The 18637-nt window shown below is 42.1% G+C and carries 18 protein-coding genes; 5 read left to right on the plus strand and 13 right to left on the minus strand.

Annotated features, from left to right (window positions below):
* Positions 1-25 precede the first annotated feature (25 nt).
* From OCV29_RS16465 to OCV29_RS16490, 6 genes are all read right to left on the minus strand, one after another.
* The gene (locus tag OCV29_RS16465) at positions 26-811 is read right to left on the minus strand and encodes an ABC transporter permease (protein ID WP_073604225.1); all 786 of its coding nucleotides are present in this window, start codon (positions 809-811) and stop codon (positions 26-28) included.
* Positions 812-863: 52 nt separating this feature from the next.
* Positions 864-1397 (minus strand): dTDP-4-dehydrorhamnose 3,5-epimerase, encoded by a 534-nt coding sequence (rfbC, locus tag OCV29_RS16470; protein ID WP_073604278.1) that lies wholly within the window; start codon positions 1395-1397, stop codon positions 864-866.
* A 1-nt stretch (position 1398) separates the two neighbouring features.
* Complete coding sequence (gene rfbA / locus OCV29_RS16475) at positions 1399-2277, minus strand: glucose-1-phosphate thymidylyltransferase RfbA (RefSeq protein ID WP_073604226.1); 879 nt, start codon at positions 2275-2277, stop codon at positions 1399-1401.
* A complete protein-coding gene (gene rfbD, locus OCV29_RS16480) occupies positions 2274-3206 on the minus strand; it encodes a dTDP-4-dehydrorhamnose reductase (protein WP_073604227.1) in 933 nt (310 codons plus the stop codon). Before rfbD ends, rfbA begins: the two co-directional genes overlap by 4 nt.
* Positions 3207-4289, minus strand: a complete 1083-nt coding sequence (rfbB, locus tag OCV29_RS16485; RefSeq protein WP_073604228.1) for a dTDP-glucose 4,6-dehydratase — start codon at positions 4287-4289, stop codon at positions 3207-3209. It lies immediately after the preceding gene.
* A 114-nt stretch (positions 4290-4403) separates the two neighbouring features.
* Entirely contained in the window at positions 4404-5372 is a 969-nt protein-coding gene (locus OCV29_RS16490; RefSeq protein ID WP_084193352.1) for a glycosyltransferase family 2 protein, read from the minus strand.
* Between the two features lie 226 nt (positions 5373-5598).
* Here OCV29_RS16490 and rfaD point away from each other — a divergent pair, with 226 nt between their 5' ends.
* The 3 genes from rfaD (at position 5599) to OCV29_RS16505 (ending at position 8915) form a co-directional block, all read left to right on the plus strand.
* Complete coding sequence (rfaD, locus tag OCV29_RS16495; protein ID WP_073604229.1) at positions 5599-6540, plus strand: ADP-glyceromanno-heptose 6-epimerase; 942 nt, start codon at positions 5599-5601, stop codon at positions 6538-6540.
* Positions 6541-6627: 87 nt separating this feature from the next.
* Positions 6628-7794, plus strand: coding sequence for a nucleotide sugar dehydrogenase (locus OCV29_RS16500; protein ID WP_073604280.1), 1167 nt, complete (start codon positions 6628-6630; stop codon positions 7792-7794).
* A gap of 71 nt (positions 7795-7865) precedes the next feature.
* Positions 7866-8915 (plus strand): glycosyltransferase family 9 protein, encoded by a 1050-nt coding sequence (locus OCV29_RS16505; RefSeq protein ID WP_073604281.1) that lies wholly within the window; start codon positions 7866-7868, stop codon positions 8913-8915.
* Between the two features lie 56 nt (positions 8916-8971).
* Here OCV29_RS16505 and OCV29_RS16510 read toward each other — a convergent pair whose 3' ends face one another.
* From OCV29_RS16510 to OCV29_RS16525, 4 genes are all read right to left on the minus strand, one after another.
* Entirely contained in the window at positions 8972-9760 is a 789-nt protein-coding gene (locus tag OCV29_RS16510) for a glycosyltransferase family 32 protein (RefSeq protein ID WP_073604230.1), read from the minus strand.
* The gene (locus OCV29_RS16515; protein WP_084193353.1) at positions 9757-11034 is read right to left on the minus strand and encodes an O-antigen ligase family protein; all 1278 of its coding nucleotides are present in this window, start codon (positions 11032-11034) and stop codon (positions 9757-9759) included. The genes OCV29_RS16510 and OCV29_RS16515 overlap by 4 nt, the downstream gene beginning before the upstream one ends.
* Positions 11035-11055: 21 nt before the next feature.
* Positions 11056-12108, minus strand: coding sequence for a lipopolysaccharide heptosyltransferase II (gene waaF / locus OCV29_RS16520; protein WP_073604232.1), 1053 nt, complete (start codon positions 12106-12108; stop codon positions 11056-11058).
* 90 nt (positions 12109-12198) lie between these two features.
* On the minus strand, positions 12199-13350 hold the full coding sequence (locus OCV29_RS16525) for a glycosyltransferase family 4 protein (RefSeq protein ID WP_073604233.1): 1152 nt from the start codon (positions 13348-13350) through the stop codon (positions 12199-12201).
* Positions 13351-13586: 236 nt separating this feature from the next.
* On the opposite strand from OCV29_RS16525, the gene waaA reads away from it, so the two are divergent.
* Both waaA and OCV29_RS16535 read left to right on the plus strand, forming a co-directional pair.
* Positions 13587-14852 carry a lipid IV(A) 3-deoxy-D-manno-octulosonic acid transferase gene (gene waaA, locus OCV29_RS16530; protein WP_073604234.1) on the plus strand — a complete coding sequence of 422 codons (1266 nt, stop codon included), beginning with the start codon at positions 13587-13589 and terminating at the stop codon, positions 14850-14852.
* Complete coding sequence (locus tag OCV29_RS16535) at positions 14837-15868, plus strand: polysialyltransferase family glycosyltransferase (protein WP_084193354.1); 1032 nt, start codon at positions 14837-14839, stop codon at positions 15866-15868. Before waaA ends, OCV29_RS16535 begins: the two co-directional genes overlap by 16 nt.
* A 74-nt stretch (positions 15869-15942) precedes the next feature.
* Here OCV29_RS16535 and OCV29_RS16540 read toward each other — a convergent pair whose 3' ends face one another.
* Genes OCV29_RS16540 through OCV29_RS16550 form a run of 3 tightly spaced genes read right to left on the minus strand, consistent with a single transcriptional unit; the run spans position 15943 to position 18619 of the window.
* A complete protein-coding gene (locus OCV29_RS16540; RefSeq protein WP_073604235.1) occupies positions 15943-17142 on the minus strand; it encodes a glycosyltransferase in 1200 nt (399 codons plus the stop codon).
* 16 nt (positions 17143-17158) lie between these two features.
* A complete protein-coding gene (locus OCV29_RS16545; RefSeq protein ID WP_073604236.1) occupies positions 17159-17929 on the minus strand; it encodes an oxidoreductase in 771 nt (256 codons plus the stop codon).
* Positions 17930-18619: an acylneuraminate cytidylyltransferase family protein gene (locus tag OCV29_RS16550; protein ID WP_261887340.1), complete on the minus strand. Its 690-nt coding sequence runs from the start codon at positions 18617-18619 to the stop codon at positions 17930-17932.
* Positions 18620-18637 lie beyond the last annotated feature (18 nt).

The following is an 18637-nucleotide window of genomic DNA, read 5'->3' on the forward strand; positions in this document are numbered from 1 at the left end:
CCCGCCAGCTGTTTCGCTCAGCTTACTATAAGACATCTGCAAAGCCAGGTCTTAGCCGACAAAACAATTTGTAACTAAAAATGCATCCCAGAACACTTGCCAGTAATAACCAAAGCATGTGTTTAAAATCAGGCGCATAGCCATACAAAATATCCCGAACCGAATCTGCTACCGGGCTGATTGGGTTCAGATAAATAATTTTCACCAACATATCTGGTGCAGAATGAACCGAGAAGAATACTGTACTGGTAAATAATAATACAGTAATTAATACCGGCATCATCTGAGAAATATCACGGAGAAAGACTCCCAAAGCGGCAACCAGATAAGCAATGGCAGTCAAAGTCACGACATAAATCGCAATAATAAATGGCAGATAAATCAGGCCCTGAAATTGATGGATATACCCCTGAACCAGCCCATAAACAAAGGCCATTGCCAGTCCCAGCAAATAGTTGACACCAGAACTGGCGATCGTGACTAATGGTAACATTTTAACCGGAAAACGAACCTTTTTGATCAGATTGGTATTATTACGAATCACATTGCTCGATGAAGTCAGCACCTCGGCCATGTAGCCATGTGTCAAAATACCAATAAATAACATTAAACCATAATCGGCCTGAGCCTGATCAGCCATATGCCATTTCGCTTTAAATACAGCCAGAAATACCGTTGCGTAAATGGCCAGCATCAATAAAGGTGTGACCAGATTCCACAGGAAACCCAGCAAAGTACCCTGATACTTTGCCTGAATCTCTCTGCGAACCATCGACTTAAATAAAGAAACATACTGAGCGGAGATCAACATATCTATTCCTGCATCCTGCCACACAGAACGTATGACAGATGCCTAAATGAAATTAAATCGACGAAAAGGAGCAACCTTGCTTATCTTTTTCAGAGAGTTGTGCATCGCCCTGAATTTGCCAGTCAATCTTTAAGTCCGGATCATTCCACAAAATACAGCGCTCAGATTCCGGGTGGTAATAATCCGTGGTTTTATACAAAAACTCGGCGGCATCAGACAGAACACTAAACCCATGCGCAAGGCCCGCCGGAATCCACAGCTGCCGTTTATTTTCAGCACTCAGGTTAACGGTGACAACTTTACCAAACGTTGGGGAATCCTTTCTGATATCAACCGCCACATCGACGACTTCTCCGGACACACAACGAACTAATTTACCCTGTGCATGTTCAGCCTGATAATGAAGTCCTCTGACGACATTCTTAACAGAGCGGGAATGATTATCCTGAACAAATTCAACTTGCTGACCGACAGCCTGCTCGAATTTCTGATGATTGAAGCTCTCAAAGAAAAACCCCCGGTCATCTCCGAATACGCGGGGTTCGATGATAAATACACCTTCAATTTCAGTTGGGATTGCTTTCATTTTAATCATCTCTCTCAACAAGTTTCAGTAAATACTGACCATACGCATTTTTTGCCAGTGCCTGGGCACATTCAAGAACTTTCTCTTTATTAATAAAGCCTTTTCTGTAGGCAATTTCTTCAGGGCAGGCGACTTTCAGTCCCTGACGCTGTTCAATCGTCTGAATGAAATTACTTGCACCAATTAAGCTTTCATGGGTTCCGGTATCAAACCACGCAAAACCTCTGCCCATTTTGGCGACAGACAACGTATTTTGTTCAAGATAAATCCGGTTCAGGTCCGTAATCTCATACTCACCTCTTGCGGAAGGCTTTAAGCTCTTGGCTATTTCCACAGCCTGAGCATCGTAGAAATATAATCCGGTAACCGCAAAATTACTCTTTGGCTGTGCTGGCTTTTCTTCCAGTGAAATGGCCTGATCAGCCGAATCAAATTCCACCACACCATAGCGTTCCGGATCGGTCACATGATACGCAAATACAGTTGCACCGTTTTCCTGAGCAGCAGCAGTTTCAAGCTGCTTCTGCAAATCATGCCCATAGAAGATGTTATCACCAAGAATCAGTGCACTCGGCGCCCCATTCAAAAATTCTTCCGCAATCATGAACGCCTGGGCTAAGCCTTCAGGTTTCTCCTGAACCGCATATTGCAGTGAGATTCCCCACTGGCTGCCATCACCCAAGAGCTGCTCAAAGCGCGGCGTATCCTGAGGGGTACTGATAATTAATATTTCACGGATATCGGCCAACATTAATGTTGTCAGCGGATAATAAATCATTGGCTTGTCGTAGATCGGCAGTAGCTGTTTACTGACTGCCATTGTTACAGGATAGAGCCGGGTCCCTGAACCACCAGCTAAAATAATCCCCTTTCTGTTCATGATGTTGATCCTAATGTTTCTGCAAGCATCCGACTCACACCTAACTGCCAGTCAGGTAAGGTCAGATGAAATGTTTTTTCGAAATGACTGGTATTCAGCCGGGAGTTTCCGGGACGAGGGGCAGGCACAGGAAACTCTGAGGTTGCAACAGGCGTTACATCCTTCACCGCCAGTTCAATACCGGATGCACGGGCGACGTCAAATACATATTTTGCATAGTCAAACCAGGTCGTTTCACCCTTAGCGACTAAATGATAGAGCCCGTAACAATCCGGGTTGTCAGAACCGTGTTGGCTGTCAGAACCATATTTGTTGTAAAAACAGTGCCGGACAGCCAGCGCTGTACAGTCTGCCAACAATTCTGCACTGGTCGGCGCACCATGTTGATCAGCAACAATCGATAGTGTTTCTCTTTCTTTTGCTAATTTCAGCATGGTTCCGGCAAAATTTTTGCCTCTGGAAGCAAACACCCAACTTGTTCTGAAAATCAGATGTTTCGGACAATACTGCCGGATGAGTTCCTCACCCTGTAGCTTCGTCTGCCCATAGACATTAAGAGGTGCGACGGCATCCGTTTCCTGCCATGGCGTTTGCCCTGAACCATCAAATACATAATCGGTAGAATAGTGGACAAGTAAAGCACTCACTTCATGGGCAGCTTTTGCAATCACACCAACCGTATCCGCATTCACTGTCATTGCGGTTTGTTGATCAGTTTCTGCCTGATCGACTGCAGTATAAGCAGCTGCATTGACAATCACGTCCGGCTTCAGGTCCAGAATCGTTTGATGAATCCCTTCCGGGTTGAGAAAGTCACCACAGTAATTCTGACTGTCAGAATCCAGCGCAATCACCTCGCCAAAATAACTCAGGGCACGTTGAAGTTCCCAACCCACCTGACCATTTTTTCCGAATAGCAGAACTCTCATCTACTCATCTCCGTATTGCTGGTGAATCCAGTCCTGATAGTCACCACTTTGAATATGCTCAACCCAGTCCATATTGTCCAGATACCATTGAACAGTTTTCATGATACCTGATTCAAAAGACTCGACCGGTTTCCAGCCCAGCTCTCTGGCAATTTTACCCGAATCGATCGCATAGCGGCGGTCATGTCCAGGCCGATCATCAACGAAGCGTATTTGTTCACGATAAGCTGTATCCTTTGGCACCAACTGGTCCAGAATGTCACAAATGGTATGCACAACTTCAATATTCTGCTTCTCATTATGACCACCGATGTTATACGTCTCATCCACTTCCCCCTGAGTCGCAACCAGCACTAACGCTCTGGCATGGTCTTCAACATAAAGCCAGTCGCGTATTTGATCACCGCTGCCATAAACAGGCAAAGGCTTACCGGCAAGCGCATTCAGAATCACCAGCGGAATCAGTTTTTCAGGGAAATGATAAGGCCCATAATTATTGGAACAATTGGTCACAATCGTTGGCAAACCATAAGTCCGGTGCCATGCTCTGACCAGATGATCACTGGATGCTTTTGACGCAGAGTAAGGACTACTTGGTTTATAAGCGGTTGTTTCTTCAAAAAGTGGTAAAGACGCACCGGGCTCCACATCACCAGGATGAGGTAAGTCACCATAAACTTCATCAGTTGAAATATGATGAAAGCGAAAAGCAGCCTGCGCTTCAGAAGAAAGAGTCGACCAGTAACCCCGGACGGCTTCCAATAACGTGTAAGTACCGACGATATTGGTCTGAATAAATGCTGCCGGCCCGTCGATCGAGCGATCCACATGGCTTTCAGCCGCCAGATGCATCACGATTTGAGGTTGAAAGGCTTCCAACGTCTGCTTCATGGAAGCCGCATCACAAATATCGGCCTTCACAAAACGATATCGTTCTGAATCCTGAATTTCTTTTAAAGACTCCAGATTACCGGCATAAGTCAGTTTATCCAGATTTAACACGTCATGATCTGTATCTTTAATCAGATGCCGAATAACTGCAGAACCAATGAAGCCTGCACCACCAGTGACTAAAATTCGCACAATACACCTTTCATTTTTTCAGACTAAACACGCCCGCCATTACAGGACTGGCCTTTAAGGCCGTACATCTTAACGATTTATCCACGCAAAAGAAAGCGGTGTTCAAAACGACATTTATCCTGACTTGTTGATCTTTAAATCGGACAAATGTTCATAAACAGCACAATAAATAAGCGCCAGATTCCTGACCATTCCCTGCAAATAGATGCCTGAACAGAAACACCTGAAAACTCCGCTTAGTCCTTTTTTCTCCCGGAGGTGACTTACGACCTTCAAATCAGCCTGAAATTCAGAATTTAAGTAGTCCCGATATGTTTTCAGAAATGACTCTGCCTGCGTTGCGGCTAAATTTCTGAATTGAAGAAAACGCTGAATACCCTGTCCGGAGAACAACGCCCTGATATAGATGGCCAGCGTTCTTTTCTGCGCACCCAATACATTATTGTCATGCTGCCTGTAAAACAGAGCCGGTCTCGGATCAAAGTGTATGTGTCCCTGTGTTCTGGCAATCAGCGCCATCCACCAATCATGCATCGCAATGCCTTCGGGAACACCCTGAATGAAGAGACGTTCCAGCAAGCTTTTGTTGACAGCCATCGAGCAACCAACAACAAAATTCTGCAGAAAGAGCGTTTTCCTCTGCATTGAGTCCAAGGCATCCAATCCCTGATATTGCATAAATGAATCGTGCAGTTTCTGCATATGGCAATCGACCACGCATAAATCAGAATGGTACAACTGAGGAACAGAGGTGTCTGCCTGCCGGAAGTAGGCTACTGCCCGCTCAATTTTCTCTTCCATCCAGATATCATCCTGATCACTAAACAGATAAATATCCGCGTCAACCTCTTGTGCAGCCAGCAAAAAAGAATGAATACAACCGACATTATCACCGTAGCTCACTTTCACTCTGGAATCTTTTTCTGCGTAGTCGCTCAGAATATTCCGGGTCTGATCCTTTGAGCCATCATCACGAATAAAAAGCTGAAAGTTCTGATACGACTGGTTGAGAATCGAGTCTATCTGTTCACATAAATAAGTTTCACCATTATATGCCGACATAATTACGGCTACGTTGATCATCTGTTTATTCCTCTGGATTCACAAGTACAGATAGTACAGCGGGGTTCAATTTATAGAAATCCTGAACTGATCTCAATGCAGACAAGTCATAACCTGAACGATATTCAGATCAACCCTTCACAGGAGGTGAAAAACTGTCCGCCCGGATTCGGACATCAGCAATTACAAGCAGATACAGATTCGTTATACTAGATGGCAATACATACATTCAATGAAGGATAAAAACATGATCATTGTAACTGGTGGTGCGGGCATGATCGGCAGTAATATTGTCAAAGCCCTGAATCGTCGTGGCATTGACGATATATTGGTGGTCGATCACCTGAAAGATGGAAAGAAATTTAAGAATCTGGTGGATTTAAATATTGCCGATTACATGGATCGTGATGACTTCTTAACGCAAATTATGGCCGGGGACGACTTCGGACCTATTGAAGCAGTATTTCATGAAGGAGCGTGCTCTGCGACCACTGAGTGGGATGGAAAGTATATGATGCTCAACAATTATGAGTACTCAAAAGAACTCCTCCACTACTGTCTGGACCGGGAAATTCCATTTCTCTATGCCTCTTCCGCGGCAACCTATGGTGAGACAAAAACGTTTGTCGAATCTCCGGAACATGAAGGTGCGCTGAATGTTTACGGCTATTCTAAACAGCTTTTCGACAACTATGTTCGCCGCTTGTGGCAGGATGCTGAAACACACGGTGAGAAACTCTCACAAATCACCGGATTCAGATACTTTAATGTGTACGGTCCAAGAGAAAACCATAAGGGCTCTATGGCTTCAGTTGCCTTCCATCTGAACAACCAGATGAATGCCGGTGACAACCCTAAATTATTTGAAGGCAGCGAGCATTTCATTCGTGACTTCATTTATGTAGGTGATGTCTGTGAAGTCAACCTGTGGTTCCTCGAACATGGTATTTCAGGCATTTTCAATTGTGGTACCGGTCGTGCAGAATCATTTGAAGAAGTGGCGAAAGCAGTGATTCAATATCATGGAAGAGGTCAGATTGAGACCATTCCATTCCCGGAGCATCTCAAAGGTGCCTATCAGGAGTTCACTCAGGCAGACTTAACCAAGCTGCGTCAGGCGGGATGTAATATTCAGTTCAAAACCGTCGCTGAAGGCGTCGCAGAATATTTACAAATCATTAATCAGTAATTCATATTCGGCTCATAACCTGAATCTCATGCTATCCGCCTTATCGTGCGGATAGCATTGCCTGACAATCAGCAAAGAGATGATGTTATGAAAATAGCCATTGCCGGAACCGGCTATGTCGGTTTATCGAATGCCATATTACTGGCGCAAAATCATCAGGTGATCGCTTTAGATATTGTTGAAACCAAAGTTTCTTTAATCAACAGCAAGCAGTCACCCGTTGCTGATGAAGATATAGCCACTTACCTGCAAACCCGGAAACTTGATCTCAAAGCTACGCTCGACCCTGCAGAAGCTTATGATAATGCAGATTTTATCATCGTGGCGACACCCACAGATTACGATCCTGAAACCAACTACTTCAACACTTCATCTGTCGAATCTGTGATTCAGGATATTATCAGATATAATCCACGGGCAACCATTATCATCAAATCTACGGTTCCGGTTGGATTTACTCAGAGAATCAAACAACATACGGGCCACTCTCATCTGATTTTTTCTCCTGAATTTCTGCGCGAAGGCAAAGCCCTTCATGATAACTTGTACCCATCCAGAATTATCGTCGGTGAAGACAGTGACAAAGCCAGAGAATTTGCCAGATTAATGTCCGAAGGTGCTATCAAAACTGATATTCCGGTCCAATTCACCCACGCAACAGAAGCAGAGGCTATCAAACTGTTTTCGAATACATTTTTAGCCATGCGCATCGCTTATTTTAATGAATTAGACAGTTATGCAGAAACGCATCATCTCGATACCCGGCAAATCATTGATGGTGTGTGCTCAGATCCCCGGATCGGCCACCACTACAATAATCCTTCCTTTGGCTACGGTGGGTACTGTTTGCCTAAAGATACCAGGCAATTGCTGGCAAACTATCAAAGCGTACCGAACAATCTGATTAAGGCAATTGTGGAAGCGAACCAGACCCGGAAAAACTTTATTACGGAAAGCATTATGCAGCGAGACCCGCAAGTGGTGGGCATCTATCGCCTTATCATGAAATCGGGGTCAGATAACTTCAGAGAATCTTCGGTCCAGGGCATTATGAGACGTCTGCATGAAAAAGGCGTTAAAGTCATCATTTATGAACCATTATTGTCAGATGAAAGGTTTAATCACTCAACGGTATTAACCGATCTGGAAGTATTCAAAGCTTTATCCGATATCATCATATCCAACCGGATGTCAGCAGATTTAGAAGATGTCGCAGAAAAAATATATACCCGGGATATATTTGGCTCTGACTGAAACCGGTCAATTTTACTTCCGGGGAACACTTCTGGCATAATCCTGTTTTTCTGCACTTGCATACAGATGATATGGCATTATTTCAATCTTCCCCTCGTTCTATCTGCATTTTACGCCTTTCGGCTATTGGTGATGTGTGTAATGCCGTCGCAGCAGTTCAGGCGATTCAACGTTACTGGCCTGAAACCCGCATTACCTGGATCACAGGGAAGCTGGAGGCTCAACTCATTAGCGATCTTCCCGGAATTGAGGTGATTATCTTTGACAAAAAACAGGGCTGGCACGCATACAAACAGGTATGGCAACAGTTAAAAGAACATCGCTTCGATGCCCTGCTCCATATGCAGTATGCCATCCGGGCAAGTATACTCACACTGGGGATTAAAGCCCGATATAAGCTGGGCTTTGATGCAACCCGCAGTCAGGATTTCCAAACACTGTTTACTAACGTCAAAGTACCATCACCGGCTCAGCCTCACGTATTGGATGGGTTTCTCGCTTTCGCTCAACATCTGGGTGTCAAAGATATCTCACCGACTTGGAATATCAGCTATTCAGCGGAAGATAAACAGTGGGCAGAGAAGCATCTGGATTTACATCACAAGAACCTGGTCATTGTTGCCGGTGCGAGCAAGAAGTATAAAAACTGGATACCAGAAGGCTATGCCCGGGTATTGGAACATGCCACTCAATCGGGCTGGAATATCATTTTAGCGGGTTCTCCTTCTGCAACAGAAACTCAGTTAGCGGACGATATTCTCAGAGAAACGACGGCATCTGTGACAAATCTGGTTGGAGAGAGTTCGATCAAGCAAATGCTGGCATTGATTGATCTGGCTGATCTGTTAATTGCACCGGATACAGGGCCAACACATATGGCCAATGCAATGAAGACACCGGTCATCGGCCTTTATGCACATCATAACCCAGCCAGAACCGGCCCCTATCATTATCGTGACTCTGTTATTTCAGTCTATGAAGAAGCTTTAAAAGCCGAGCAAAAAAAAGAAATATCTCAATTAAGCTGGCGCACAAGAGTCAAAGATGAACAGGCGATGAAACGCATTAAAGCGGATGATGTGATTATAATGTTCGAACGTATATCTCAGCAGTTATCCTGAGGCCACAGAATCTCAGACAGTGCGCTGTGGCCTTTATTGTTCACAGAAAATGAAGTTTATTTTTTTAACAATTCACCCGGCTTTTTATGATTCCATTTTCCTTTTGGCTTATCCATATACTGAAAATACTCATTGGTAAAGGTGCCCTGGATACAAACATGATCCCGCGATTTATACAAAACCTCTTGATCTTTCAGTACTTCATTGACAACTAAAGGGCCGGTCACAGCAAAGGCGCTTTGATTTTCCATTGAATCAAAGTGATTTATATTATCCACCACTTTTTCAATAATAGATTTATAAACCGGATTATCCGGAGCAGTTGCGAGGAAAAAGTTCGTAAATTCAGTATTGTTCTTATATTTAATAAATAATGAGTCATTGCTTCCCTGAAGCGTTTTGTTTAGTGGCCAAACTAAAGTTGCGTCGATATCCATGTAGATACCACCATGAAGATAGAGCGTCGTTACGCGCCATAAATCAGCTTGTGCTGCCCCATCATTCAGTTTCATGTAAGCTTGAAACACTTCAGGAGCTGCATTGTCACGCATGAACGCTTCACGCTCTTCAGTACTGACATAGCGGTAATCATAATCAAGAGACATGAGCCGGTTAAACAGATAATTAATATAAACCGGTAAAGTGCAACGATTTGAGTAGTTTGTTTGCCAGATCAATTTTGTAATTTGTTGTTCTTTGTTCTTTTTGATCTTTGCTTTTGAATACTCAGGAATAGTGAAACGAGCCTTCGGAAAAACAAAGTGAAAGAAATAAGACAACAATTTAATCAAATTACCAACCAGACGAATCCCACGGTTTAATACTATTTTAAAAAAGTCACTCATAAATCACCCTTCACTATATCTCCGTCTTTTTCATTGACCGATTCCGTATTTTTCTGCTCAGTACCTGTATTATTTCTCATGGAAAATAAAAGACACCAGAGTGTAAACATAATGATAGTATCAAAACTAAATTCATTACCATACAGCATGCCAATTGACATATAGCCAACTAATAAAACGAGTGCCGATTGAGAAAAAATATGACCTTGTACAGCTGATTGATAAGTTTTAAAAAATAAAAACAACATCATCGAATAAAACATAACAAAATATAGCATGCCTTGTTTACTCAATGTATTCAGCAAAGCATTATGCTGGTCTCTGACCGAAAACTGTCTGTTCGTTATCTCCATCAGGTGTTCATATTTCCCTTCTTGAGTCAGGTAATGAACAAACTCCTGATTGAAACCTTTCTCTCCCATGCCAAAAAGAATTGACTTTGGATGATTAACCAGCTGATGATAAATAAAGATGCTACCTTCTTTATACATGTGCAATCGCCCAATATTAGAATAGTTGGACTCAGTATTAAAAATTGACTCAACCCGATGATCAATAGCCTTAAAAACAGGATTTGGTACGAAATATATCAAACCAGAGCAGATAACAGCAAACAAAATAAAGTGTTTGATTTTGTCTCTTTTCAATAGAAAAAAATAGGCAACCACTGCAATAGTTACAGCAAAGTAAACAACCCGGCCACCACTAAATATCACGGAGGGTATACATACCAGTATTAATGCCAATGCGAGTAGTTTCAGCTTATTATCTTTATGAAATAAAACGGGTATCGCGATACATAAACTAAAAGTCAGTATTTCACGCCACCTGAGAATATCCCAAAAACTGTCAACAAGCGCTTCACTCATTGTAAAATGAGAATGAATGAAAAGATAATAACAATAAAAATTTGCTATAACTAAACCAACAATAAAGCCAGAAAAAAGTATTTTTTGATTCAGTTTATTTTTCAGATAAAAAAGCAACACCGGAATTAAAAAAAGGAAAATAGCCTTTTTTGTATAAAATCCTATATCTGAGTAAACACTCAAGTTAATGAGTTTAGACAGAAAACCAACAACAAAGGTAGCGAATGAGATCAGTGCTATTTTCTTTAACATCTCATCCTGCATAAAGTTTTTAGGCTTGATAAAAATAAATGTAATAAATAGTAATACAGGGAATAAGTACATACCGCCTTTGAAAACACACAAAGACACGCCAAACAATCCCAATATTATCTGGTTTAATCGATCAATTCTTGTTATAGACATCACTTTTCCATAGCTGCTTAACTATAAGGTCTCATTACCTGAAGTTGATATATTCAGCGTCTCATAAGCCTGAATGACTTGCTGTACACTTAATTGATTCAAACAGTTCAAGTGCTCCAATGGGCATTCTCTTTTAAAACAGGGCCGACACGAAATATCCGTATGAACAACACAGCACCGATCAGTCAAGGGTGGCGTATAGCGGGTCGATGTAGAACCATAAATCGCAACAATCCGGACCCCAACCGCAGCCGATATATGCATCAGCCCAGAATCATTACAGAAAACAGTATGGCACATAGCAAGTAAATCAACCACTTCGGACAACGATGTCTGTCCGGCAAGATCAAAGCAATGCTTTCTGGCTTCTTCAGGTAAAGACCGGTAAATAGCCTGAGAGACATTTTGATCTTTCGCCGATCCAAAAATACAAACCTGATGTCCCTGCTCAATCAGATACAATGCAAGTTCAGCATAATACTTTTCAGGCCAGCGCTTAGCGGGGCCAAACTCAGCACCCGGGCACATACCGACCACCTGACCATGTTTTGACAAGCCTAAGCGGGAGCAGACTTCAGCCTGCTGCTCTGAGTCCACAACCAACTTCGGTTTTGGGCAACTTGCCAGTGCGACTTCTTCCAGCATTGTTTCTTTACTGCTGGCTAACGCAACATATCGCTCAACCATATACTGAAACACCTGCTTACGGGGTCTGAGGTCATTCAGTAATCCATAACGGGATTCACCTTTCCACCCCGTCCTGTGTTTAATCCCGGCAAAAAGCGGAATCAAAGCTGATTTCGCTGAATTCGGTAAAACAAAAGCATGAGTAAAGTTTTCCTGAATGAGTTGGCGACCTATTTTCCAGCGCCCCTTTAGATCAAACTTCCCATGTCCAATCGGCATCTCAAGAATCTGATCAACCTCAGGCATTCGTTGTAAAACCGGGTTACACCACTTGGGGGCTAATACAGCAATTGTTGATTCAGGATGACGCTTTTTCAGTTCAATATACAAACTTTGCGACATCACCATATCACCAATCCATGAAGGACCTATGACAAGAATTTTCATATACTTTTATTCAGACAATACGCACATTGATTGCAGATAGTACCATTCGTATGACGCTTGAAAACCATGTTTTAAAATAAATTGTTACAATCATTCAAGTCCGGCAGCCAAAACCACACTGCGACTGACCAAATCAGAATAAAAGTCTATCAACCCCTGAATATGTTTTTCCATTGAGAATTCGTGCACAGCTCTTCGCCGGGCATGACCGGCCAAACAATCAGCTAAGTTCTTCTCCGTCATTAAAGTCATCACTTGATTGGCAATATCTTGCTCATCCCTGGGATTACATAGTAAAGCAGTCTCTGCGAAAATTTCCGGGAAAGCACCTGTATTAGCACCGACGATAGGCTTTTGGGCGGCCATTGCTTCAATCGCAGTTAAGCCAAAAGCTTCATTGGCATAAGGTAAACAAACAACGTCAATCACAGATAAGGCCTGTTGAACATCAGACATGAATCCGGTGAAGATAACCTTATCTTCTAAACGCAGTTCCGTAATAACTTGTTTCAGGCGCTGAAGATAACGCTGATCACATCCCTCATAGGCATGAACTCCCCCCACAATCACTAACAAGGTCCGGGGATACTGTTGTTCGATCAAGCGAAAAGCCCGGACCAGCTCGATATGCCCTTTTCCCTCACAAATCCGGCCAACTGTACCAAGAATCGTGAGAGAATCAGGAATCCCCATATCCCGTTTAATTTCAGCGATGTTTTCTTGCATACCAGATAACACATCCGGAATATCAGTTCCCAGCCAAAGCCTGGACACCTTTTCTTCAGGTACAGGTAATGCGTGGATGTTTCGCCGGTACGTTGAATCACTCACGGACAGGACTAAATCGACCCCACGATAAACCCAGCGATGATACACATCTTTTTTCTCTCGCCGGCTTCCCATGTGTTCGGTAAAAACAACCCGTACAGGGCAAAATAAACGAATCAGCCGCCCGAACACCAAATCACCGGATTTATGACAGTGAATTACGGTTATTTTACGGGCTTTAATCCAACGGACTAAACTGAAAAAATCCCGGGAGAGCAAAGTACTTTTACTCTTGGCTGAAAAAACCGGGATTCCGGACTGCTTCATCTTATGATGAACTTGTGTCTTTTGCAGACAAAGCCCGAAAATCTGATAACCAGCCTGAGACAACCTGCTTCCAACCCGGATAGGGTACATTTCCAGTCCCCCCCATCCTTCTGAAAGGCAAATATGTAAAATAACAGGCGTGGCCATAAAAACTCCGATTCATGTGATATGCTGCACAAAGTGTACTATGAAAACAATCCGGGTATCAAAACCGAAAAGATCAGTGAAGGGTGCTCCCCTCTGTACTAAAATATCTGATTGAGTAATAATAAGTTTTACTAATAAGACAGATGTTAAGAATGTTTAAAAGATATACAACAATGAGAAAAAAACAATCAACACGCCATTCACTGAATATTCAACTCTCTGATTAAGGCCCGATCATGTTTGTCCGCATCGTTTATACATTCGTTCTCTTTCTCCTGTCCCCTTATTTGCTTTACCGCCTGTACAGAAAAAAAACAAATCACCCCAAATTTGGCAGTCGCTGGAAAGAACATTTTGGCTTGACTCCTCCCCTGAAAACAAAAGTATCGCCATTATGGATTCATGCCGTATCCGTCGGTGAAAGTATCCTTGCGGTATCGTTAGTCAAAAAAATTAAGCAAGAGTTCCCCGAACTCCCCATTGTTATCACAACGACAACCAGCACCGGCGCTGCAGAAATTGCCAAATTAGGTGACCTCGCTGAACACCGCTATATGCCAATTGACTTTGGATTTGCTGTCAGAGGTTTTTTAGCTTCTGTTCACCCTAAAGAAATGATGATCATCGAAACAGAATTATGGCCAAATACAATTCACTATGTCAGCCAGGCTGGCATTCCAATTACAATCGTAAATGCAAGGTTATCAGAGAAATCATATAAGAATTATCAAAAGATATATCCAATATTTTGTCAGATGATTCCGGCTTTAACCCGTATACTCTGCCAAACGGCAGCTGACAGAAAACACTTTCTTAAGTTAGGTATTAAGCCAGAAAAAACAGAGATAACTGGCTCTGTGAAATTCGATCTGACAATTCCGGACACCACAGTTTCAGCAGGTAAAAAGTTAAGAGAGAGATTAGGTGAGAGTCGCCCTGTCTGGATTGCAGCCAGTACCCATCAGGGAGAAGAAGAGCAAATTTTACAGGCCCACCAGCTTTTGCTCGAGAAAAAACCAGATAGCCTTCTTATCTTAGTCCCCCGCCACCCGGAACGTTTTAATCTTGTATATGAATTATGCAAATCCCGGAAATTAAAAACGATTCGAAGAACATCTCAAGATAATGTGACAGCCGAACATCAAGTATACTTAGGCGATACAATGGGAGAAATGCTGCTTCTGCTTGGGGCAACAGATATCTGCTTCATGGGGGGAAGCCTGATAGGTGATAAAGTGGGTGGACATAACATATTAGAGCCGGCAGCCCTGGGAGTTCCAACATTGACAGGTCCCAGTTTTTTTAATTTCAAAGAGATCATGGATCAATTTATTAAGAATGAGGCCATCATCATCTGCTCCGAACCGCAAGATATAGCTAAACAAATAATCATGCTATTCGATAACCATCTGCTATATAAAGCACACTCTGAATCAGCACTCCATATACTACAAAAAAACCAGGGTGCACTTAAAAAGACAATTCAATGGATAACAGGTTAAATTATTCTATGAACATATTTCTCGTCACATCTCCTTTTCAATACATATGTGCAAATGAGGCACGGGAAGCTTATCGTACAAAAAATAATTTACTGATTTTGTTTGAGCAAAACAATTTAATTGGTCAAAAGCAAATGTCATCCCTGCTGAATGAACAGGATTGGGATCGGGTGCTGCGTTATCCCAGAAATAAAAGAACTACAATTACTCCGAGAGTCATTCGTGACATAAAAAAATATAGCAAGGGAAACCTTAACAATCTTTTTTACAGTGAGTATTGCTCATGGCGCTCAAAGCTGATCATTCGTAATCTTGCGTTTAAGAAACATATTTTTTTCGATGATGGCACAATGACATTTTTTGATTACTATGATCATATCGAGCCTAAAAGTGTTTTCTATCGTCCCAGATGGATTCAGGATTTTATTCTAAAATTCAGTGGTATTAAACCGATTGGAAAGTTAGGTTTTTTTGAGAATACTGAAATATTCTCTATTTTTCATTTTCCTGATTGTGTAGTGTCTTATAAAGAAAATACCCTCACTTTATTAAAAGAAAGAATCAATTCAAGAAGGCACCAAATGGTGCCTCACAATATATTCATTGGTCAGGGAAGTATTGATGAAAAAGGTCGGATATCGATCGATGAGTATCTGGAAAGCATCAAATCCGCACTCAGTCATTCTGAACAATCATTGATTTATATTCCTCACCGAACAGAGGCAGAACATGTCTCAAAAGAGATAAAAAAGCTGGAAGGTATTATTTACCATCAGCCCCAATTTCCAATCGAAATCGAGCTCATTGAGCATGGTTTTATACCTAATGAAATCATCGGGCTATCGTCAACAGCTCTCTACACCTTATCCAAAATATATCCTGACGCAAAAATCCGGCTCATTGAACACAAATATATGACTTCTTCAAGAGATAACCGGATACAAAGTTATCTGCTTGACTACTTTCATAATCGGTCGCTACCTGAGCTCAGGAAAAGCCAAATCGTACGCTCATAAGTCAATATTTTAACCTGACTGTTGATTTTATAATTACCTGTAAAATTGTGTAAAATATCTTAAGAACAGTCTCACTATTGATTTTTTGAGCATACTTTCTCAAATAGATCCTCCCATTGTGAGCAGACTGCATCTACACTATATTTTTCCATCCCTTTGCGTCCATTTTCTCCAAGTTTTTTACGAAGTTCAGTATCAGACATCAATTTGCTCATACACAAAGAAAACTGTTTTGCATCATTTTCACAAACTAACCCAGCATTCTCCGACTGAATCAGATAATTCACAGCCGAAGTACTTTTTATTCCAACACAGGGGAGCCCAACAGACATCGCTTCAGTCAATACTAATCCCCATCCTTCTTCATGTACTGATGGAAATGCAAATAAATCAGCATCACATAACTCTTTTTCTACTTCAGAAGTTGGGCCATTCAAACTTACCCTATGATCCATATGATTGGAGCTAATAATGGAATGCAATCTATCAATATAATCTTTATGACCACCACCAAATAAAACAACATCCCAATCAGGAAATTGATCTTTAATTAAAGCAAATGACTCTAATAACATATGCTGTTGTTTTTTCTTATCTAAACGGGAATGCATAATAATTTTTTTTCGGGGATAAGAGCTTTTCTGGGTACTATCTGCAAATTGATTTGGTGAATTCACAATATTAGCAATACAAACCACTTCTTTATTAATAAGTTTCTGTAATCTATCCGAAAAATCTGGTGTCAATGCCTGAACGGCATGACAATTTTGAATATTTTTGATATCCGATTTTGTTAAGTTGCTGAAATATACATCGACATCACTATGAGTCATATGGATTACAGGAACGTCTTTTTTCAACCATTTTTTCCCTGCAAAAAAAGAATTAACATCCTGGGCACCATAAGCCAAAATCACATCAGGATCATATTGGTTAATAAACTGAACTACCGGCTTAGCCAACATTTTTGCTTTTTCCTGATGCAAAGGATCAGGAAAATAAGCACTGTACTTTGTTTTTCTCAGTGGACGGGTAATTTCCCGCCATACTTTCTTAAGCTGATGAAAAGGTCCACACGTGGGACTGGATAAATTAACAACCCGGGCATTTCCTTCCGCTTTAAAAAATAACTCTCCAGGACCTGTATCATTGTAAATAGAGGTAATGTCATGCCCTCGTTTAGCAAGCTGGTTCCCCAATTCGATCATTACTTTTTGAGTTCCGCCAGCAAATCCATGCGCATAAGCATGTACCATAACCTGTAAAATTTTCATTATCGTTTGCACTCCATTACAAACTAAACCCATCGTCAACAATAATATTTTGCCCGGTCACATACCTTGACTGTTCAGACAGTAAAAACAGGATAGCCCCTTCTATTTCCTTCACATCAAGCATACCTGCACCATGTGTATTCGACTTATAAGCTTCGAGGAAAGGCTCAGGCTGATGGTCAAAAATACCACCAGGGCTCACACAGTTAATTCTGAACCGGCTGTCATTCACATAAGCAACAGCGTATTTATTTAAATGCAAAATAGCCGACTTGATCGCCGCATACTCAACCGGCATCGTCATGGGCGTGTTGTCATACACATCAAATTTTGGTGCAACGACGCCATAGATCGATGCAATATTAACCAGTGAAAACGGTTGTTGGTGACGTTTAAAAAATGCCGCGCACTGCTGGGTAAATAAAAAAGAACTGCCCAGGTGTAACGTCAGGTTCTCATTAAAACTGTCCTGTGTTACATCAAAGAAATGAGCACCATAGGTTTTATTTCTGGGATAACTGGCGTTAACCGCACCATCGATGTGATCCAAACTTTCAAAAAATGATTTCACATCCGTTTCGTTGGTGACATCTAATGCCGCTGTGACTAACTGTTCAGCGTCAGTCTCTACGCCGACACTGACCAGCCGGTTTGTCATTGCGGTCACATCGATATCGGCAGCAATCACTTTGGCGCCCTGCGCTATCATGGCTGAGACTAAAGATGTCCCCAGTAAACCACCGGCACCCACCACCAGAATTGTTTTATTTTTCAGTTGATTTTCCATTTATTTTTCACTCTGTAATATGGCTTCAGCCAGGTGGAAATCGTAAATATCATCGATATCTACCGCCCGTGATTTTGGCACTTCAATACTGGCTACTTTCCCGGAAAATAACCCATAGTGATTCATCACAAACGCCGGCGTTGTAACATAAACAACCGTTGTGATATCAAAGACCTCCGGAACATCCTGTCTTCGGCAAACCTCATTGTCAGGCTGAATGACCAGCTCCATCAAATCAGATTCATTTGCTTTCACCATATTAAAATAAGGGCTCCGGCTGGATGGCGTGACTGAAATACAAATGTCCGCATCCTGAGACTGAAGTTTTTCGATCGCATGTTCAACATCATCGACACTACGCAGCGGGCTGGTTGCCGGAAGGCTGACAAACCCATCAAACTCACCGTAGTGCTGTGAAGCCCATTCAACCGCATGTCGCCATGATAACCACTCCGGACTCTGATCTGTGGCCAGTTCAACAGGGCGATCAATCACAATAGCACCCGCATTTTTTGCAACCGCTGCTATCTCTTTGTCATCCGTAGAAACAAAAACCCGTGCTACCGAAGGTGCAGCCTGAGCCGTATCAATGGAATACTCAAGCAGAGGTTTACCCGCTAATGGCTTAATATTTTTACCCGGCAGACCTTTAGAGCCCCCTCTGGCAAAAATGAAAGCAAAATACTTCATATCATCTCCGTGACAGCC

It is taken from the genome of Vibrio aerogenes (assembly GCF_024346755.1).
GTDB classification, from domain to species: Bacteria; Pseudomonadota; Gammaproteobacteria; order Enterobacterales; family Vibrionaceae; genus Vibrio; species Vibrio aerogenes.

What these genes read in the sequence shown, in the direction of transcription:
- OCV29_RS16465 (WP_073604225.1), bottom strand. Translation starts at nt 811, where the DNA reads ATGTTGATCTCCGCTCAGTATGTTTCTTTATTTAAGTCGATGGTTCGC.
- rfbC (WP_073604278.1), bottom strand. Translation starts at nt 1,397, where the DNA reads ATGAAAGCAATCCCAACTGAAATTGAAGGTGTATTTATCATCGAACCC.
- rfbA (WP_073604226.1), bottom strand. Translation starts at nt 2,277, where the DNA reads ATGAACAGAAAGGGGATTATTTTAGCTGGTGGTTCAGGGACCCGGCTC.
- rfbD (WP_073604227.1), bottom strand. Translation starts at nt 3,206, where the DNA reads ATGAGAGTTCTGCTATTCGGAAAAAATGGTCAGGTGGGTTGGGAACTT.
- OCV29_RS16490 (WP_084193352.1), bottom strand. Translation starts at nt 5,372, where the DNA reads ATGATCAACGTAGCCGTAATTATGTCGGCATATAATGGTGAAACTTAT.
- rfaD (WP_073604229.1), top strand. Translation starts at nt 5,599, where the DNA reads ATGATCATTGTAACTGGTGGTGCGGGCATGATCGGCAGTAATATTGTC.
- OCV29_RS16500 (WP_073604280.1), top strand. Translation starts at nt 6,628, where the DNA reads ATGAAAATAGCCATTGCCGGAACCGGCTATGTCGGTTTATCGAATGCC.
- OCV29_RS16505 (WP_073604281.1), top strand. Translation starts at nt 7,866, where the DNA reads ATGGCATTATTTCAATCTTCCCCTCGTTCTATCTGCATTTTACGCCTT.
- OCV29_RS16510 (WP_073604230.1), bottom strand. Translation starts at nt 9,760, where the DNA reads ATGAGTGACTTTTTTAAAATAGTATTAAACCGTGGGATTCGTCTGGTT.
- OCV29_RS16515 (WP_084193353.1), bottom strand. Translation starts at nt 11,034, where the DNA reads ATGTCTATAACAAGAATTGATCGATTAAACCAGATAATATTGGGATTG.
- waaF (WP_073604232.1), bottom strand. Translation starts at nt 12,108, where the DNA reads ATGAAAATTCTTGTCATAGGTCCTTCATGGATTGGTGATATGGTGATG.
- OCV29_RS16525 (WP_073604233.1), bottom strand. Translation starts at nt 13,350, where the DNA reads ATGGCCACGCCTGTTATTTTACATATTTGCCTTTCAGAAGGATGGGGG.
- waaA (WP_073604234.1), top strand. Translation starts at nt 13,587, where the DNA reads ATGTTTGTCCGCATCGTTTATACATTCGTTCTCTTTCTCCTGTCCCCT.
- OCV29_RS16535 (WP_084193354.1), top strand. Translation starts at nt 14,837, where the DNA reads ATGGATAACAGGTTAAATTATTCTATGAACATATTTCTCGTCACATCT.
- OCV29_RS16540 (WP_073604235.1), bottom strand. Translation starts at nt 17,142, where the DNA reads ATGAAAATTTTACAGGTTATGGTACATGCTTATGCGCATGGATTTGCT.
- OCV29_RS16545 (WP_073604236.1), bottom strand. Translation starts at nt 17,929, where the DNA reads ATGGAAAATCAACTGAAAAATAAAACAATTCTGGTGGTGGGTGCCGGT.
- OCV29_RS16550 (WP_261887340.1), bottom strand. Translation starts at nt 18,619, where the DNA reads ATGAAGTATTTTGCTTTCATTTTTGCCAGAGGGGGCTCTAAAGGTCTG.